The 15,848-nt window shown below is 59.2% G+C and carries 17 protein-coding genes; 1 reads left to right on the forward strand and 16 read right to left on the reverse strand.

Annotation, left to right across the window (positions count from 1 at the left end):
* Positions 1 to 2: 2 nt before the first annotated feature.
* The 15 genes from J5441_04645 to J5441_04715 form a co-directional block, all read right to left on the reverse strand.
* Positions 3 to 1,844, reverse strand: a complete 1,842-nt coding sequence (locus J5441_04645; GenBank protein ID MBO4934443.1) for a 1-deoxy-D-xylulose-5-phosphate synthase — start codon at positions 1,842 to 1,844, stop codon at positions 3 to 5.
* A gap of 8 nt (positions 1,845 to 1,852) precedes the next feature.
* Complete coding sequence (locus tag J5441_04650; protein ID MBO4934444.1) at positions 1,853 to 2,659, reverse strand: polyprenyl synthetase family protein; 807 nt, start codon at positions 2,657 to 2,659, stop codon at positions 1,853 to 1,855.
* On the reverse strand, positions 2,652 to 2,876 hold the full coding sequence (gene xseB, locus J5441_04655) for an exodeoxyribonuclease VII small subunit (protein ID MBO4934445.1): 225 nt from the start codon (positions 2,874 to 2,876) through the stop codon (positions 2,652 to 2,654). The genes J5441_04650 and xseB overlap by 8 nt, the downstream gene beginning before the upstream one ends.
* Complete coding sequence (locus J5441_04660) at positions 2,873 to 4,108, reverse strand: exodeoxyribonuclease VII large subunit (protein ID MBO4934446.1); 1,236 nt, start codon at positions 4,106 to 4,108, stop codon at positions 2,873 to 2,875. The genes xseB and J5441_04660 overlap by 4 nt, the downstream gene beginning before the upstream one ends.
* A 4-nt stretch (positions 4,109 to 4,112) precedes the next feature.
* The gene (locus J5441_04665; GenBank protein MBO4934447.1) at positions 4,113 to 5,060 is read right to left on the reverse strand and encodes a peptidase M22; all 948 of its coding nucleotides are present in this window, start codon (positions 5,058 to 5,060) and stop codon (positions 4,113 to 4,115) included.
* Positions 5,057 to 5,503, reverse strand: coding sequence for a transcription antitermination factor NusB (gene nusB / locus J5441_04670; GenBank protein MBO4934448.1), 447 nt, complete (start codon positions 5,501 to 5,503; stop codon positions 5,057 to 5,059). The genes J5441_04665 and nusB overlap by 4 nt, the downstream gene beginning before the upstream one ends.
* 212 nt (positions 5,504 to 5,715) lie before the next feature.
* Positions 5,716 to 6,525: a Jag N-terminal domain-containing protein gene (locus tag J5441_04675; protein MBO4934449.1), complete on the reverse strand. Its 810-nt coding sequence runs from the start codon at positions 6,523 to 6,525 to the stop codon at positions 5,716 to 5,718.
* A gap of 52 nt (positions 6,526 to 6,577) precedes the next feature.
* Complete coding sequence (locus J5441_04680) at positions 6,578 to 7,576, reverse strand: membrane protein insertase YidC (GenBank protein MBO4934450.1); 999 nt, start codon at positions 7,574 to 7,576, stop codon at positions 6,578 to 6,580.
* 21 nt (positions 7,577 to 7,597) lie between these two features.
* Positions 7,598 to 7,807, reverse strand: coding sequence for a membrane protein insertion efficiency factor YidD (yidD, locus tag J5441_04685; GenBank protein ID MBO4934451.1), 210 nt, complete (start codon positions 7,805 to 7,807; stop codon positions 7,598 to 7,600).
* A complete protein-coding gene (gene rnpA, locus J5441_04690; protein MBO4934452.1) occupies positions 7,807 to 8,136 on the reverse strand; it encodes a ribonuclease P protein component in 330 nt (109 codons plus the stop codon). The genes yidD and rnpA overlap by 1 nt, the downstream gene beginning before the upstream one ends.
* Before the next feature lie 7 nt (positions 8,137 to 8,143).
* Complete coding sequence (gene rpmH, locus J5441_04695; protein ID MBO4934453.1) at positions 8,144 to 8,278, reverse strand: 50S ribosomal protein L34; 135 nt, start codon at positions 8,276 to 8,278, stop codon at positions 8,144 to 8,146.
* A 66-nt stretch (positions 8,279 to 8,344) separates the two neighbouring features.
* Entirely contained in the window at positions 8,345 to 10,378 is a 2,034-nt protein-coding gene (locus tag J5441_04700; GenBank protein ID MBO4934454.1) for an elongation factor G, read from the reverse strand.
* Positions 10,379 to 10,491: 113 nt separating this feature from the next.
* Positions 10,492 to 11,388 (reverse strand): YegS/Rv2252/BmrU family lipid kinase, encoded by an 897-nt coding sequence (locus J5441_04705; GenBank protein MBO4934455.1) that lies wholly within the window; start codon positions 11,386 to 11,388, stop codon positions 10,492 to 10,494.
* A 5-nt stretch (positions 11,389 to 11,393) separates the two neighbouring features.
* Positions 11,394 to 11,990, reverse strand: a complete 597-nt coding sequence (locus J5441_04710; GenBank protein MBO4934456.1) for a class I SAM-dependent methyltransferase — start codon at positions 11,988 to 11,990, stop codon at positions 11,394 to 11,396.
* Positions 11,987 to 13,372 carry a cysteine--tRNA ligase gene (locus tag J5441_04715; GenBank protein MBO4934457.1) on the reverse strand — a complete coding sequence of 462 codons (1,386 nt, stop codon included), beginning with the start codon at positions 13,370 to 13,372 and terminating at the stop codon, positions 11,987 to 11,989. The genes J5441_04710 and J5441_04715 overlap by 4 nt, the downstream gene beginning before the upstream one ends.
* Positions 13,373 to 13,722: 350 nt before the next feature.
* Between J5441_04715 and J5441_04720 the strand changes: the two genes are divergently transcribed.
* Positions 13,723 to 14,463: a hypothetical protein gene (locus J5441_04720; protein ID MBO4934458.1), complete on the forward strand. Its 741-nt coding sequence runs from the start codon at positions 13,723 to 13,725 to the stop codon at positions 14,461 to 14,463.
* 58 nt (positions 14,464 to 14,521) lie between these two features.
* Here J5441_04720 and J5441_04725 read toward each other — a convergent pair whose 3' ends face one another.
* Positions 14,522 to 15,760 (reverse strand): aminotransferase class I/II-fold pyridoxal phosphate-dependent enzyme, encoded by a 1,239-nt coding sequence (locus tag J5441_04725; protein ID MBO4934459.1) that lies wholly within the window; start codon positions 15,758 to 15,760, stop codon positions 14,522 to 14,524.
* Positions 15,761 to 15,848 lie beyond the last annotated feature (88 nt).

Consider the following 15,848-nt stretch of genomic DNA (forward strand, 5'->3'; position numbering starts at 1 on the left):
TATCACCCGCCTATGATCTCCTTCAGAGAAGCCGCCATGCCGGCGCGGTCGAGGCCGAGCGCGGCGAGCGCTTCTTTCACGGTGGAATGCGGAACGAATGCGTCGTCGACGGCGCGGATGACGAACTCTCCGTTCCAGCCCGCCGCGGACAGCTTCGCCAGCGTCTGTTCGGCGACGCCGCCGGTCTTTATTCCCTCTTCAAAGAAGACGATCCTGTCGTATTTCATAATACTGTCGGGAAGCTCGAGCGGCTTGATCCTGTTGAGCTTGAGCGTCGATACGGGGAGATTCTCGGAATCGATTGCGGCGCGCAGCTCTGAGTAAAGGCGCCCGTAGGTCACGGCGAGCACGCTCCCACGCTCCTCGTATTCATAAGGCGCACCGGTATAGGAATACCCCGCCGGTCTGACGCCTTCGCCGCCGCGCGGATAGCGGACGGCGGAGGGCGCGTCGAGCGCGAGCGCTTCGCCGAGCATCGCAGTGAGTTCATCGCGGAACGCGGGCGCGTAGACGGTCATTTCGGGGATGCCCGTCAGATACGCGGCGTCGAAAAGTCCTTGGTGTGTTTCGCCGTCCTCGCCGACGACTCCGGCTCTGTCGACGGCGAACACTACCGGCAGCTTCTGGAACGCGGCCTCGATCAGAAGCTGATCGTAGGCGCGCTGCAGGAACGCGGAGTACACCGCGAAGACCGGCTTCATGCCACGGGCAGCAAGCCCGCAGCAGAAGGAAACGCCGTGTTCCTCCGCTATGCCGACGTCGAAAAACCTGTCGGGGAACTTCTCCTTGAAGGGCTTGAGCCCCGTTCCCGCGGTCATGGCGGCGGTAACGGCGCAGACGCGGCCGTCCGCTTCCGCGAGCGCGGTCAGCGCTTCGCCGAACGCCGCGGAGAAGGTCTCGCCCGTTCCCTCGGCGACCTTGCCGGTGTCGACGTCAAAGCCGGAGACTCCGTGGAAGCCCTCCGGCTCGGAGGCGGCGGGCTCGTAGCCCCTGCCCTTGACTGTCGTGACGTGGACGAGAACCGGTTTGTTCATGCGATAGGCGCGTTTCAGCACCGCGACGGTGTCTTCGATATTATGGCCGTCGATGGGACCGAGGTAGTCGACGCCGAGGCTCTCGAACATGGTGTTAGGCAGCAGCATCGCCCTCAAGATCCGCTTTATCCAGTTTAGGAACGCCAGGAACGGTCTGCCGAATATTCCCAGCGCCTTGAAGAAACGCTCGACGCGCTTCTTCGTGTTGTAATACGACATCCTCGTGCGCGTGCGAAGGAGATATCGCGCGAAGGCGCCGTGGTTTTTCGCTATCGAACGGCCGTTGTCGTTGAGGATGATGATGAGATTCTTTTTCGTGTTGCCGATGTTGTTGAGCGCCTCGAAAACCATCCCGTTTGAGAAGGACGCGTCGCCGATGACGACGACGGACTTCGCGTCGCTGCCGTTCAGCGCGTCTGCCGACGCCATGCCGAAGGCGGCGGAAACGCCGCTGCCGCTGTGTCCGGTCGCGTAGGCGTCGTATTCGCTCTCGCGCGGCTTCGGGAAGCCGGAAAGACCGTCCTTTTTGCGCAGCGTGGCGAAACTTTCGGCTCTGCCGGTCAGTATCTTGTACGCGTAGCTCTGGTGGCCGACGTCCCAAACGACGTGGTCTTTCGACAGATCGAGGACGTTGAGCAGCGCGACGGTCAGCTCCACACAGCCGAGGCTCGACGCGAGGTGTCCGCCGTTTTTGGAAACGGTCGCGATTATCTCTTCGCGCACCGCGTCCGCGAGAGCGGTCAGCTCCTCCGGCTTCATATCGCGCACCGCCTTCGGCATATTCAGTTTTGCAATGTCCGAAAGCTGCATTTTTCGTCCTATCTGTTTCTGTGAAGTAATTTGTCGGTGAGCGTCATAAGGAAATCGTTGTTCCCGAAGCCCGCGAGCGCGTCTTCGGCTTTTTGAGTGTATTCAGCCGCGAGTTTTTCCGCGGCGGCTCTTCCTGCGGCCGCGATGAGCAGACTCTGCTCGCCTTCCGCGTCGAGAAGGTCGTCGCGGAGCTGGAACGCAAGCCCCAGATTCAGCGCGAAGGCGCGGAGCTTATCGAGCGTTTCGCCTTCCGCTCCGGCGGCTATGCCTCCGCAGACGGCGGCGGCGACCAGCAGCGCGCCCGTCTTGCGGGCGTAGATTTCAAGTATATTGTCAACCGTAATATCGGCATCTATGTTGACGAATTCATCCGCCTGCCCGAGCGCCATTTCGTAGGCGCAGTCAGAGATAACGAGCACCGCTTCCGCGCTGCCGCCCTCCGAAGCGACGGAAAACGCCTTCGTCAGCAGGCCGTCTCCGGCAAGCAGCGCGAGCGCCTCTCCAAAGGCGACGTGGCAGGACGGTCTGCCCCTGCGTTCGTCGTCGTCGTCCATGCACGGCAGGTCGTCGTGGATCAGCGAATAGGTGTGGATAAGCTCGATCGCGGCGGCGTAAGGCAGCGCCTTTTCCGGTTCGCCGCAGAGCATATCGCAGACCGCAAGCGCAAGCGCGGGACGCACACGCTTGCCGTCCGAGAATAGCGTGTAGCCCATCGCTTCCTCAAGCGCCGAGCCGGAGCCGGCGCAGGCGCGCAGACGCGCCTCCGCTATGGAGACGTACTCGGCGTATTTTTCGCTGAAAGTCGCGTCATTCATTGGCGGTGAAGTCCTCTTTTTTCATGCCGTCGCCGTCCTTGACGAGCAGCTTTATCTGCTTCTCGGCGGCGTTGAGTTTCGCGGTGCAGACCTCGGTCAGCTTCACGCCTTTTTCAAAGAGCGCAAGCGCCTCGTCCAGCGGGATATCGCCGTTTTCAAGCGATCTGACGATATCGTCAAGCTGCTTTATCGCGGTTTCAAAACTGATGTCGCTCATATCTTTTCTCCTCCGGAAATAATATCCTTTTCAACTACCGTCTCTACTCGGCAGCCGGCGCTGCCGTCCCTGAGAAGCACTGTGATCGCGTCACCCGCGGAAAGCTCCTTCGCCGAGCGGAGGGGTCTGCCCTCTTTCTCGGATATTGAGTAGCCGCGCGCGAGCACGTTCAGCGGGCTCATCGCATTGAGCGACGCGGCCGCTTCAGAAAGGCGCTTGCGCGCCTGCTCCGTGCGGAGCTTCATAGCCGACGCGAACGCCTTGACGGCGTAGTCGAGATTCATGCGGCGCTGATCGACCTGATACATCGGGCTCTCCATGCAGCGGCGGGACTTCAACTCGTTAAGCCGCTTGCGGCAGAGCTCGACGCGCTTGCCCATCGCCGCGCACATGCGCTTTTCGCAGCCGTCGAACCACGTCAGCATATCGGCGGCGTTCGGCACGGCAAGCTCGGCGGCCGCCGAAGGCGTCGGCGCGCGCAGGTCCGCGACGAAGTCGGCGATCGTGAAGTCGGTCTCGTGCCCGACGGCCGAAATTACCGGCGTGTCGCTCGCAGCGATCGCGTAGGCGAGCTCCTTTGAGTTGAACGCCCAGAGGTCTTCTATCGAGCCTCCGCCGCGCCCGATGATGATGACGTCGACGGGCTCCGCGCCGGAGTTGAAGTATTCGATGCCGCGTATGATCGTCGGCGGCGCGTCCTCGCCCTGCACCAGCGCGGGGTAAAGTATGATTTCGGCGAGCGGATACCGCCTGCCGAGGATGTTTATCATGTCGCGGATCGCCGCACCCGTCGGCGAGGTCACTATGCCGATCTTGTTCGGCAGGCGCGGGAGTTTCTTCTTTTTCGCCTCGTCGAAAAGTCCCGCCTGCCGCAGTTCTTCCTTAAGCTGCTCGTAGGCGATATTCAGCGCGCCGAAGCCGTCCGGGATCATATCGTCGATATAGAGCTGATACGCCCCGTCGCGTTCGAAGACGCTGACGCGCCCGTGGACTACGACCTTCATGCCGCTCTGCGGCTCAAAGGTCAGCTTGTCGGCGCTGCCCTTAAACATGACCGTCTTGATCAGCGAGTTCTCGTCCTTGAGCGTCATATACATATGTCCGCTGCGGTGGTGGATGAAGTTGGAAAGCTCGCCGCGCACCCAGACGGAATTGAGTATATCCTCCGCGTCGATTATCTGCTTTACGTACTTATTCAGCGCGGAAACGGTTATGATATTGCGTTCGGGCATCGCTTCACTCCCCTTTCAGACCGCACAGCGCGGCGGCGAGAAACGCCGTTCCGGCGGCGTTATCCGACGAAAACTCCGGCTTGGTGAAGATCGCGTTCTCCACCCGCGCGGAGACGTAATTCCTGATATATTCGCTCGACATTACCCCGCCCGCGAAAAGTACCGGCACGCCGCCGCGCTCTTCGCGCAGCCGCGCCGAAACGCGCACGAGCATCTCCGCGACGTAGCCGAAGCAGTATGCCGCTACGTATTCGGGCGCCGCGCCTTCGTCGAGCAGACGGGCGCAGACGTTCTCGACGCCGGAAAGACAGCAGTCGCTGCCCTTCAGCACAGGCTTCGCGGAAACGTCGCCGGCGTGCGCGAGCGCGAGCTTATCCATTTCGGCGCCCGCGGGGAAGCCGAAGCCGAGCCGCACGCCTATCCTGTCGATGAGCTGGCCCGCGCTGATATCGAGCGTTTTTGAAACTATATCCACGGAGACGCCGCCGCGTGAGCTCTTGACGAAAAGCCCCTCGGTCGTGCCTCCGGAAACGTGAAACGAGATGAAGTCGGACGCGAGCAGGTCTACCCTGCCGGCTCCGTAAAGCGCGGCGGCGATGTGCCCCGCCTGATGCGAAAGTTCCTTCAGCGGCGCGCCGTGGCTCGCGGCGATGCCGTGAGCAAAGGTCCTGCCGACGAGGAAGCACGGCATATACGAGCCCTCCGCGTCGCGCGGACGCGTCGAAACGCCGACTCCCGCGAGCTCCGCGCCTTCCGGCAGGCGCGAGAAGAGCTTTTCCGCGACCTCCGGCAGCTGCTTTACGTGCAGGAATACCGCGTCGTTCTGACGCAACCCCTTTTCGCCGGCGGCGACGGGCAGCAGCTTCTTTTCGCTTATCATAACGCCGTCCTCAAGGTATGCCGCGGCGGAGGTGGTGTAGTTGCTCGTGTCTATTCCGAGATAGTATTTCATTCTTCCGCTTTCTCTTCTTCCGACTCTTCAGACTTCGCGTCCGCAGCCTTCGGAGGCAGTTCGCGCACTATAGAGCCGAGTATGCCGTTGACGAAGGCGGAGCACTCCGTGCCCTCGTACTGCTTGGCGAGCTCGACCGCCTCGTTGACGGTGACGCTCGTCGGAACGTCGTCCGCGCAGAGAAGCTCGCAGACTGCGAGGCGAAGCGCCGCTACCGTCACGGACGACATACGCTGCACCGTCCAGCCGACGGCGTATTTCTCTATCAGCGCGTCGATCTCGGCGCGTCTGTTTTCGCAGGCGACGAGCATAGCGACGGAGTGGTCGTCAAGTTCCTGCTCTTCGCCGCGGCGCACAGCGAGGATATCCTCCGCCGTGTGCTTGCCGAAGCCGTATTCGAATATCATTTCAAACGCCGTGCGGCGCGCTTTCGTTCTGCTCATACGTATTCTCCCTTTTTACCTGATAGCTGCATATATACATATTAGATTATACACTATCCGTCTGCAAAAAGGAATACTTTTTCTCAAAAAATGTATATTTTTTATTTATAAAACAGAGCCGACGCAAAAACCGCGCCCGTGAGGGCGCGGTTTTTAAGTTTCTGCATAATTGCGCGGGTGATCAGATCGCCTCTATGGAGCGGCTTCGACGCTTATCTCTTCAGCGCGATGACGACGCGGCGGGCGCTGCCTTCGCCTTTGGAGTAGGACTCGAGGCCGTCGATCTCCTGGATGACCATGTGCACGATGCGTCTCTCATTCGGGCTCATCGGCTCGAGGGTCAGGCTTCTGCCGGTCTTGCGGACGCGCTCGGCGTACTTCTTCGCGAGGCGTTCGAGCGTCTCTTCCCTGCGGGCGCGGTAGCTGCCCGTGTCGATGTAGACGCGCATATGCTTCTCGCCGCTCTTGGCGGAGACGATGCCGGTCAAGTACTGCAGCGCGTCGAGCGTTTCGCCGCGGCGGCCGATGATGGAGTTGATGTCGTCGCCCTCGATGTTGATGCGGACGCCGTCTTCGGTCTGTTCGCTCTTGATCTCAACAGGCTTGGAGGATATGTAGGGAAGGATCTTCGCGAGGAAGGCCTCCGCCCTCTCCTGCTTGCTGCCGGCGGGCGCGTCGCTCTTCACGGGCGCGGGCGCGGGCGCGGACTCTTCGGGAGCCGCTTCGGCGGCTTCCTCTTTGCGCTCTCTGCGGGAGAGCTTCTTCTCTTTCTTCTCCGGCGCGGGCTCCTCGATAACGGGAGCAGCCGCCGGCGCTTCTTCGGCTTCGACTTCTTCGGGTCTGCCGTCGTCGTAGAACGCGACGACCTCGGCGTTAGTGCCGCCCATAAAGCCCAGCACCTTCTTGGTGGGTGCGGTGATGACCTCTACTTCAACGTCGTCTCTGTCCCTGCCCAGTTTTTCGCAGGCGGCGCGGATGGCGTCATCTATGGTCTTACCGGTCCCGGTAGCTTCGATTCTCATTGTTAATACTCCGTTCCGCCGTCATCGGACGGCAATTATCACGTCGCGGAAATCACCGTCTCCACTCTTCCTCTTCCCTGCGGCGGGCTTCGGCGAGTTTGCGCTTGGCTTCTTCCTTGAGTTCCTTCGCGCTCTTGGGGCCGACCTCCTCGACGGTATAGTCTTCGTTTTTGATAAGGATGTTAGCTTCTTCTCTCGTTATCGCTTCGCCCTTTTTGGCCTTCTTTTTGGCGCGGATACGCATCACGCGCTCGACGGTGTAGTACCTGCCGAGGATGATGGTCTGGACGGTGAGGACGACGTTGGATACGCACCAATAGAAAACGAGCGCGGACGGTACGGAAAAGCCGATGACTACCGAAAAGATAGGCATGAACAGCATCATTCCCATACCGGGCTGCTTCTCGCCGCCGGCGTTACGCTGGTTGATCTTCATCGTGATCAGCTGCATCAGTAGCGCGGTGAGACCGGAAAGCAGCGGGAAAAGCCAGTAAACCGAAATCTGCCCGAAGGACGCGGTCTGCGTCAGGTCGAGCCCGAAAAGCTTCAGGTTCAGCGGCAGGCCGAAGAGCGAGTCGCCGGAGATCTTCGCGAAGTCGGCGGCGTTCCAGCTCGCCTGCGGAAGGCCGGCGTAGTACATATCGAGCGTGCTGACGCCTTCGACCGCAGGAAGCGCGTTGATAAGGTCGTTCGCGACGCCGGCGATGTAGTGCAGCGGGTAGCGGATGACTTCGTAAAGTCCGATGAATATCGGCAGCTGGATCAGCGCGGTGAGACAGCCGGAATAAGGCGAATAGCCTTCGGACTGATAGAGCGCGTTGATCTCTTCCCTCGCCTTCATCGGATCGCTCTTGTACTTCTGGCGTATTTTGTTTTCAAACGGGCGCATCCTCGCCATCATGGTCTGGCTCTTCTGCTGCTTTATCGAAAGCGGCAGGAGCAGCAGGCGGATAATGATGGTAAAGAAGATAATAGAAAGGGCGTAGTTACTGAATATATAATACAGCCCTCTCATCAGATACCCGAAGGGTATCGCAATGATACTAAACACTTGTGTTCCTCCTGCGTACCGTTACGGTACGGGGTCGTAGTATTTCTTCGAAAACGGGTTGCAGCGGAGAAGCCGCTTGAACGCGAGCCATCCGCCCTTCAGCGCGCCGTATTTCGTTATCGCCTCGTATGCGTAGGCGGAACAGGTCGGGTAAAACCTGCAGTGCGGCTGCGTGTGCGGTGAGATATGCTTTTGATAAAACTTTATCAGCGCGAGAAAACAGCGTTTCATCATTTCAACCCCAGGCGCTCAACGAGCTCGCAGATAGCTTCCCCGACTTCGCCCGACTTCATACGCGGCGTTCTGCCGCGGGCGACGAAAACGAAGTCGTAACCCTGCGGCAGGCGGTGTTCCACCGACCGGTAGCCTTCTCTGATGACGCGGCGCGCGCGTGTGCGGGTAACGGCGTTCCCGATTTTCACGGAAACGGTTATGCCGATGCGGTTACGGTCCGTGCGGTTTTTCTTCGCATAGACCGCAACCGCGTTATCCGACGCGCTTTTGCCGCGATAATACAGTCTGCGGAACTCCGCGTTCTGCTTCAGAGTCAAAAGCTTCATTGATAAATCAGTAGCTCAGTCTGGCTCTGCCCTTCGCTCTGCGGCGGGCAAGGACCTTTCTGCCGTTCTTGGTGGCCATTCTCTTGCGGAAGCCGTGCTCCTTCTGGCGCTGCAGCTTCTTGGGCTGGTACGTTCTGATCATAATTTACACCTCCGTGTCTAACTGTTTCTTTTCTTTATGAAATGCCTTGCGGCAATATCAGCGGGATTACTCCTCGTTCTCCTTCGCGGCGGCGTCGATGACCTTCTGCGCCTCGTTGGCGGGAGCTTCGTCGTAGCGCTCGAACTTCTGCTCGAACCAGCCCTTGCCCTGAGTGAGGGAACGCAGGAAGATCGCGTAGTCGCTCATCTCGGCCATCGGGACTTCGGCTTCGACGATCTGCATGCCCTTCTCTTCGGCGGGGTTCATGCCGAGGATCCTGCCGCGGCGCTTGCTGACGTCGCCCATGACGTCGCCCATCATGTCGCTCGGAACGACGACCTTGAGATTCGCGATGGGCTCGAGCAGGACCGGAGACGCCTTCGCCATACCCTCTTTGTAAGCGAGGTTAGCGGCGATCTTGAACGCCATTTCGGAAGAGTCGACGGGATGGTAGGAGCCATCGTACAGGGTGGCCTTCAGGCCGACGACCGGGTAGCCGGCGAGTACGCCCTTGGTCACGCTGTCGCGCAGGCCCTTCTCGACCGCGGGGAAGAAGTTCTTCGGGACGGAGCCGCCGAATACTTCCTCTTCAAAGATCATTTCGTCGCCCTCGCAGGGCTCGAAGCGGATCCACACGTCGCCGAACTGGCCGTGGCCGCCGGACTGCTTCTTGTGTCTGCCCTGAACTTCGACCTTCTTGCGGATCTTCTCACGGTAAGGCACCTTCGCGTCCTTAAGATCGACGGAAACGCTGGACTTGCTGTTCTTCAGCTTGGAAACGATAACGTCGAGCTGAGTTTCGCCCATGCCGCTGATGATCTGCTGCTTCGTTTCGGCGTTGTTCTCGAAGGAGATGGTGGGATCCTCTTCCATCAGCTTGCGGAGGCCGGAAGCGATCTTTTCTTCATCGCCCTTCGCCTTGGGAGCGATGGCTTTGGAGAGGCAGGGCTTCGGGAAATCGAAGACCGGCATGACGGTCTCGTTGCTCTGCGTGCAGAGGGTGTCGCAGGTGGAGGCGGAGGCCATCTTCGTTACCGCGCCGATGTCGCCGGCGGGGATGGTGTCGACCTCGATCTGCTTCTTGCCGACGATATTGTAAACGTGGGCGATCTTTTCGGTCGTGTTCGCGCGCGGATTGTATACCGTCATATCCGGTTTGATCTCGCCGGAGTAAACGCGGAAGTAGGAGACCTTTCCGACGAAGTCGTCGGCTACGGTCTTGAAGATCTGGGCGACGGGAGCGCCGGATTCGACCTTCTTGGTATCAACGGGCGACGGAAGCATGTGGGTGATGCCGTCAAGCAGCGGAACGATGCCGGTCAGCGTAAGCGCGACGCCGGGATAGACCGGGCTGATGGAGCCGTTGACTATGCCCTTGGCGATGCCGTCCTTGATCTCGGCCTCGGTGAAGGCTTCGCCGGAGAAGTACTTCTCCATCAGTTCTTCGCTGACTTCGGCGACGCTCTCGTTGATGACTTCTTTGTAATGCTCGATGCGCTCGGCCATGTAATCCGGAACCGGAACCTTTTTCTCGACGCCGTTCTCGAAGGTGTACGCCTCGTTGTCGAGCAGGTTGACAAAGCACTCGAGCTTTCTGTCCTTTATCGCGGGCAGGATGACCGGAATGACCTCGCTGCCGTAGATCTCGTGCAGCTTGTCGAGGGTTTCGTAGAAGTTCGCGTTCTCGTCGTCGACGCGGTTGATGAAGAACATACGGGCGAGGCCGTTCTTCTTGCAGAGCTTCATCGCCTTGTAGGTGCCGACGGTGTCGGCGTTGTCGGCGGTCAGAACGATGACCGCGGCGTCCGCGGCGGCGGCGCCGCTGATGGCTTCGCCCTCAAAGTCGAAGTAACCGGGAGTGTCGATCGCGTTGATCTTGGTCCCGTTCCAGTCAAAGGAGGCGAGTGAAAGCGAGATGGATATCTTTCTTCTGGATTCCTCGGGATCGAAGTCGAGGTTGGAGTTGCCGTCGTCCACCTTTCCGAGGCGCTCGGTGACCTTCGCAAGATAAAGCATGGCTTCGATAAGAGAAGTCTTGCCCTTGCTGCCGTGTCCGAGGAATACGACGTTTCTGATCTTTTCGGCAGGATAAGTTTTCATTTGGATCCCCTTTCAATATGTTGTAAATGCGTTTCACTGAACGCAAAATGCACATCAAGAAATATTATAATATAAGTTGTCAAGTTTTTCAAGTTTTTTTTTCATCGGACAATCTATTTGATAAAAAAGCGCAGCGCCTTCGGTATTACCGAGATATTCATCGGCAGGTCGGGACCGTGCTGGCCGTCCATGTCGGCGTGGCCGAAAACCCAGTCGTGGTTGACCGCTTCGACGTAAAGCTGCTTCGTGCGGAAGTAGACGACGTTCTTGTTGTGAAGGTGTCTGCCGAGCAGCAGCTTGATGAAGAGCGGCACGACGCTGCGGAACTTTATGTACTTTACGCCGACGAAGTCGAGCAGTCCGTCGTCCGCGACGGCGTCACAGGCGATCTTTTTAAGCCCTCCGGTGCTGACTCCGTTCATCGCGATGAAGAAGAAGAAATCGTCCTCGATCTCGGTCTCCTCCGCGACTACGCGCAGGCGATAGTGCTTAAGCAGCTTGACCATCGACACGCCCTTGGCGTAGTAAGCGAGCTTGCCCCACTTCGCCTTTTTGGCGGGGTCGAACTCCATTGTGCTGTTCATGAAAAGTCCGGCGCCGCAGATGTTGATGAAATACTGATCGTTGGCGACGCCTACGTCGATGCCTCCGAGTTTGCCCGCCTTGTAGAGCTCCACGCACTTTTTCGCCTTCGGCTTCACGCCGAGGTAGTAGGCGAAGTCGTTCGCCGTGCCTATCGGGCAGACGAAGACCGGCACGTCGACGGAGTGATTCATCATGCCGTTGACGACCTCGTTGATCGTTCCGTCGCCGCCGAGGATGAAGATCGCCTTGCACCCCTCAGGATCAAACGTGTCGAAAAACCGCGTCAGATCGCCCTTCTCCTTGCTGGGATAAACGCGGACGTGCTCCCGCTCCTGCGCGAGCAGGTAGACGAGCTGTTCAATAAACTTGCGGGACTTTCTGCGCTTGCCCGCGGTAGGATTGTAAAGTAACTGTACGAATTCCAACTTCCTCACCCTTTGACTGAATGTAAAACGCGGTAACCCGCTTCTTTTTCTATAGTTTCGCAGTTGCCGAAAAGCACACGGATGTGCTTCTCCGCGCTCTCGGCGCCCTGCTGTCTGCGTATGACAACGAACAGCTCTCCCCCCGCCTTCAGCAGCCCGAAGGCGTTGTCGAAGAAGGCGTATACGGTCTTCTTGCCGGCGCGGATGGGCGGGTTCGTGACGACGGCGTCGAACGGGCCTTCCATCCCATCGCCCGCGTCGGACTCCGCGCACACGGCGGAAACTCCGTTCAGACGGACGTTTTCGCGGCAGAGCGCGAGAGCGCGTTCGTTGACGTCGCACATGACGACGGAGGCGCCCGCCTTAGCGAGCGTCACGCCTATCGCGCCGTAGCCGCAGCCGAGATCGAGTACGCGTGCGCCGTCCCATTCGCGGAAGCGCAGCAGCGCCTCGAGCAGCACGCGGCTGCCCCTGTCCACCCTGTCGGCGGAAAAGACGCCGGCGTCGCTGTTGAAGCGCACGGATACGCCGCCGACGGTCAGCTCGAAGCTGCGCGGACGGGACGCGCTCGTCGGCTCGGAGGAAAAGTAATGCTCGCTCATGCCCTTTTCCACTTCACGCCCTGCGGCGTGTCCTCGAGGATTATTCCCTTAGCCTTCAGCTCGTCGCGGATGCGGTCGGCTTCGGCGTAGTTCTTATTCTTTTTCGCCTCGGTGCGCTGCGCGATGAGCGCCTCGATCTCCGCGTCGATGCCCTGATTCGCTTCGTCGGCGAAGCCGAGGACTCCGCAGAGCTCGTTCAGCAGCGCGAGCCCGTGCTTGAGCGTTGCCTTCTCCGGCTCGCCCGCGAGGTAGGTGTTAAGATCGCGCACGAGGTCGAAGACGGCGGCGAGCGCGTCGGCGGTGTTCAGGTCGTCCTCCATCGCGGCGATGAAGGCGGCCTTGCGCTCCGCCCACTTCGCTTCGGCGGCGGTATCCTCGGCGCCCTCCGGCGCGGATTCAATACGGAAGCGCAGGTCGCCGCGGCAGTTGTTTATGCGCTTGAGACTCGCGGCCGCCTGCTCGAGGATATCGACGGAGTAGTTTATCGGGCTGCGGTAGTGCGCGGAGAGCAGGAACATACGGATCGGGCCGTAGCCGAACTTTTCCGCGATGTCGCGTACGGTGAAGAAGTTGCCCTTCGACTTGCTCATCTTCGCGTTGTCGACGTTTATGTAGCCGTTGTGCAGCCAGTAGTGCGCGAAGTCGGCGCCGTTGGCGCATTCGCTCTGCGCGATCTCGTTCTCGTGGTGCGGGAAAATCAGATCCTTGCCGCCCGCGTGTATGTCTATCGTTTCGCCGAGGTGCTTTTTGCACATGGCGGAGCACTCGATGTGCCAGCCCGGCCTGCCATTGCCCCAGGGGGAGTCGAAGTAGGGCTCGCCCTCCTTGGCGGCTTTCCACAGCGCGAAGTCCATCGGGTCGCGCTTGACGTCGCTGACTTCGATGCGCGCGCCCGCCTCCAGCTCCTCAAGCGGCTGATGTGAAAGCTTGCCGTATCCGCCGAATTTCTTGGTGGAAAAGTAGACGTCGCCGTTCGATTCGTAGGCGTAGCCCTTGTCGACCAGCGTTTTGACTATGTCGATGATGACGTCGATATGCTCCGTCGCGCGCGGATGCACCGAAGCCGGACGTACGCCCAGCCCCTTGGCGTCGGTGTAGTACTCCGCGATGAAGCGCTCGGCGTAGTCCTTCGCAGGCACGCCCTCCTTATTCGCGGCGTTGATGATCTTGTCGTCGATGTCGGTGAAGTTCTGCACGAACTTGACCTTGTAGCCCATATACTCGAAGAAGTTGCGGAGCGTGTCGAATACGACGAACACTCTCGCGTTGCCGATGTGGAAATAGTTATAGACGGTCGGCCCGCAGGCGTACATCTTCACCTCGCCGGGAGTTATCGGCACGAATTCCTCTTTTTTGTTCGTAAGCGTGTTGAAAAGCAGCATGATACGCATATCCTTCCATTTTATATACAGGATTATATTACCACAAAAGCGCCGTCAATGCAAGATATTATTTCACTTTTTCGGCGATAAAAGCTCGTGTTTCCGTGCGACCTCCGTTATTTTGCAAACCGCGGGCGTGAAGCGGCCGTTCGGAACTCGGCTTATCCCCGATTCACTCGCCCTTTCCCCGCTTTTCGACCGTTCGCCCGTCACGTCGGCAGGATTTTTTCATTTTTTACAAAATTTTATATTGAATTTTTCCCGAGCGCGTGTTATCATATATAAACCCGCCGGCGGCAACGATGAGTTTCACCGCCCTTAAACGCACGGGAGGATCGGAGGAAAACGCAGTGGACGGTAATATCAAAATGCGCACCTCAGCGTTCGGAGGCTTCAACAAAAACGACGTTCTCACCTATATAGACGCGCTCAGCCGCAAGTACAAAGCGGTCGAAACGGAGCTCAACGGCAGGATCACCGAGCTCACCTCCTCGCGCGAAGCGCTCGCCGAGCAGGTCGAAGACTTCTCTGCGCGCATATCCGCGCTCGAGGAAGCCTGCGCGAAGGCTCAGGACGCCGCTGAAAAAACGAAGGCGGAACGCGAAGCCGCCCGCAGCGAAGCGAGTGAGCTCCGCCGCAAGGCCGTTCTGCTCGAGGTCGAGAACAACAGACTCAAGTCTCAGATATCCTCCGGCGAGAAAGACGCCGAAAAGGTACGCGAGGAAAAGGAAAAGATCGCCGACGCGATCATCGACGCCCGCAAGAACGCGCAGCTGATCATGGATTCCGCGCGCGATCAGGCCGTCGGCAAGATTCGCGACGCAGAGGAGGAGATCAACGGCCTGCACCACAAGGTCGAGAGCTTCATTTCCGACGTCGAAGGCATGAAGCACGCCATGGCGGAAATGCTCCGCAAGGTCGAGGGCAACGTCGGCGAGATCAGCCTGCGCCTCGACGAGCTGCACAAGGAGGTCTATAAGATAGACAATTCCCTGAAGCTCATCGCGCTCGACGCCGGAGTCGAACAGCTGAAAATCAAACGCGGCGAAAACGCCGACAGTGCGCTTGTCTCCGACGACGCCGCGCTGTAAAGAATAAAGCAAACAAAAACGGGAACGCGATCGCGTTCCCGTTTTTTCCACTTTATTTTCAGCAATACTTTTCGCAATAGGCGATCTTGATGCAGACGGAAAGCAGCTCGATCGCGGTGCGGAGCTCCTCCACGCTCGGATAGGTCGGCGCGATACGGATGTTGCGGTCGCGCGGGTCCTTGCGGTACGGGAATGTCGCGCCGACGTTCGTCAGCTTGACTCCCGCTTCGGAGGCGAGGTCGAACGCCCTGCCGGCGCAGCCGTCAGCGGTGTTCAGCGAGATGAAGTAGCCGCCGCGCGGCTCGTTCCAGCTCGCCGCCTCGGGGCAGTCCGCGAACTCGCGTCGCAGCACCTCTATCGCCGCCTCGAACTTCGGGCGGATCAGCGCGGCGTGCTTTCTCATATGCTCGCGCATACCCTCTATGTCGCGGAAGAATCTGACGTGGCGCAGCTGGTTGAGCTTGTCGGGGCCTATCGTCTGACGCGAGATGATGCGCTCGGCGTCCTTTATGTTGCGCTCGCTGGAGGCGAACGCCGCGACGCCGCTGCCGGGGAAGCTTATCTTCGACGTCGAGCCGAAGATGTAAGCAAGGTCGGGGTTGCCCGCCTTCTCGCACTCGCTCTGCAGGTCGAGCAGCTTATCACCCTCGTCGTAGAGATCGTGGATGCAGTAGGCGTCGTCCCAGAATATGCGGAAGTCCGGCGCCGCTGGCTTCAGCGCGGCGAAGCGGCGGACGGTCTCGTCCGAGTAGGTAGTGCCGTCGGGATTAGAGTATTTCGGCACGCACCAGATGCCCTTTATCGCGGGGTCGGAGGATACGAGCTTCTCGATAGAGTCCATATCGGGGCCGGTCGGTGTCATATCGACGTTTATCATCTTTATCCCGAAAAGCTCGCAGATGGCGAAGTGCCTGTCGTAGCCCGGCACGGGACAGAGGAACTTGACTTCGTCAAGTCTCCCCCACGGCACGCCGCCGAGGACGCCGAAGCACCAGGCGCGGGAGATGGCGTCGTACATCATGTTCAAACTGGAGTTGCCGCCGATGATGATGTTATCGCTGTTGACGTTCAGCATTTCGGCGAAAAGGCGCTTCGCCGCCGGAATGCCGGTCAGCAGTCCGTAGCTGCGGCAGTCGATCCCGTCGGTGCGGCAGTCCTTCGCGGTCGCGAGGTTGGTAAGCATTTCCTGCGAGACCGCGAGCTGCTCCGGCGCGGGCACGCCTCTCGACATATTCAGCGAGAGATCCATCGCCTTGAACGCCGCGTATTTTTCCCAGAGTTCGTTGATGTTCAGCATAAGTATTCGCCCTTTATCGCTTTAATGTATTGAATATTGCAATTATATTACTTTTCCCCGTTGTTTGCAATTATTTTTTCCGAAAACC

This window comes from Clostridia bacterium, from assembly GCA_017620395.1.
In the GTDB taxonomy this organism is placed as follows: Bacteria; Bacillota; Clostridia; order Oscillospirales; family RGIG8002; genus RGIG8002.

Excerpts from the sequence above, each read along its gene's own strand:
- xseB (MBO4934445.1), bottom strand. The coding sequence starts at position 2,876 with ATGAGCGACATCAGTTTTGAAACCGCGATAAAGCAGCTTGACGATATC.
- rnpA (MBO4934452.1), bottom strand. The coding sequence starts at position 8,136 with ATGAAGCTTTTGACTCTGAAGCAGAACGCGGAGTTCCGCAGACTGTAT.
- J5441_04700 (MBO4934454.1), bottom strand. The coding sequence starts at position 10,378 with ATGAAAACTTATCCTGCCGAAAAGATCAGAAACGTCGTATTCCTCGGA.
- yidD (MBO4934451.1), bottom strand. The coding sequence starts at position 7,807 with ATGAAACGCTGTTTTCTCGCGCTGATAAAGTTTTATCAAAAGCATATC.
- J5441_04660 (MBO4934446.1), bottom strand. The coding sequence starts at position 4,108 with ATGCCCGAACGCAATATCATAACCGTTTCCGCGCTGAATAAGTACGTA.
- J5441_04675 (MBO4934449.1), bottom strand. The coding sequence starts at position 6,525 with ATGAGAATCGAAGCTACCGGGACCGGTAAGACCATAGATGACGCCATC.
- J5441_04645 (MBO4934443.1), bottom strand. The coding sequence starts at position 1,844 with ATGCAGCTTTCGGACATTGCAAAACTGAATATGCCGAAGGCGGTGCGC.
- J5441_04725 (MBO4934459.1), bottom strand. The coding sequence starts at position 15,760 with ATGCTGAACATCAACGAACTCTGGGAAAAATACGCGGCGTTCAAGGCG.
- J5441_04650 (MBO4934444.1), bottom strand. The coding sequence starts at position 2,659 with ATGAATGACGCGACTTTCAGCGAAAAATACGCCGAGTACGTCTCCATA.
- J5441_04665 (MBO4934447.1), bottom strand. The coding sequence starts at position 5,060 with ATGAAATACTATCTCGGAATAGACACGAGCAACTACACCACCTCCGCC.
- nusB (MBO4934448.1), bottom strand. The coding sequence starts at position 5,503 with ATGAGCAGAACGAAAGCGCGCCGCACGGCGTTTGAAATGATATTCGAA.
- J5441_04715 (MBO4934457.1), bottom strand. The coding sequence starts at position 13,372 with ATGCTGCTTTTCAACACGCTTACGAACAAAAAAGAGGAATTCGTGCCG.
- J5441_04710 (MBO4934456.1), bottom strand. The coding sequence starts at position 11,990 with ATGAGCGAGCATTACTTTTCCTCCGAGCCGACGAGCGCGTCCCGTCCG.
- rpmH (MBO4934453.1), bottom strand. The coding sequence starts at position 8,278 with ATGATCAGAACGTACCAGCCCAAGAAGCTGCAGCGCCAGAAGGAGCAC.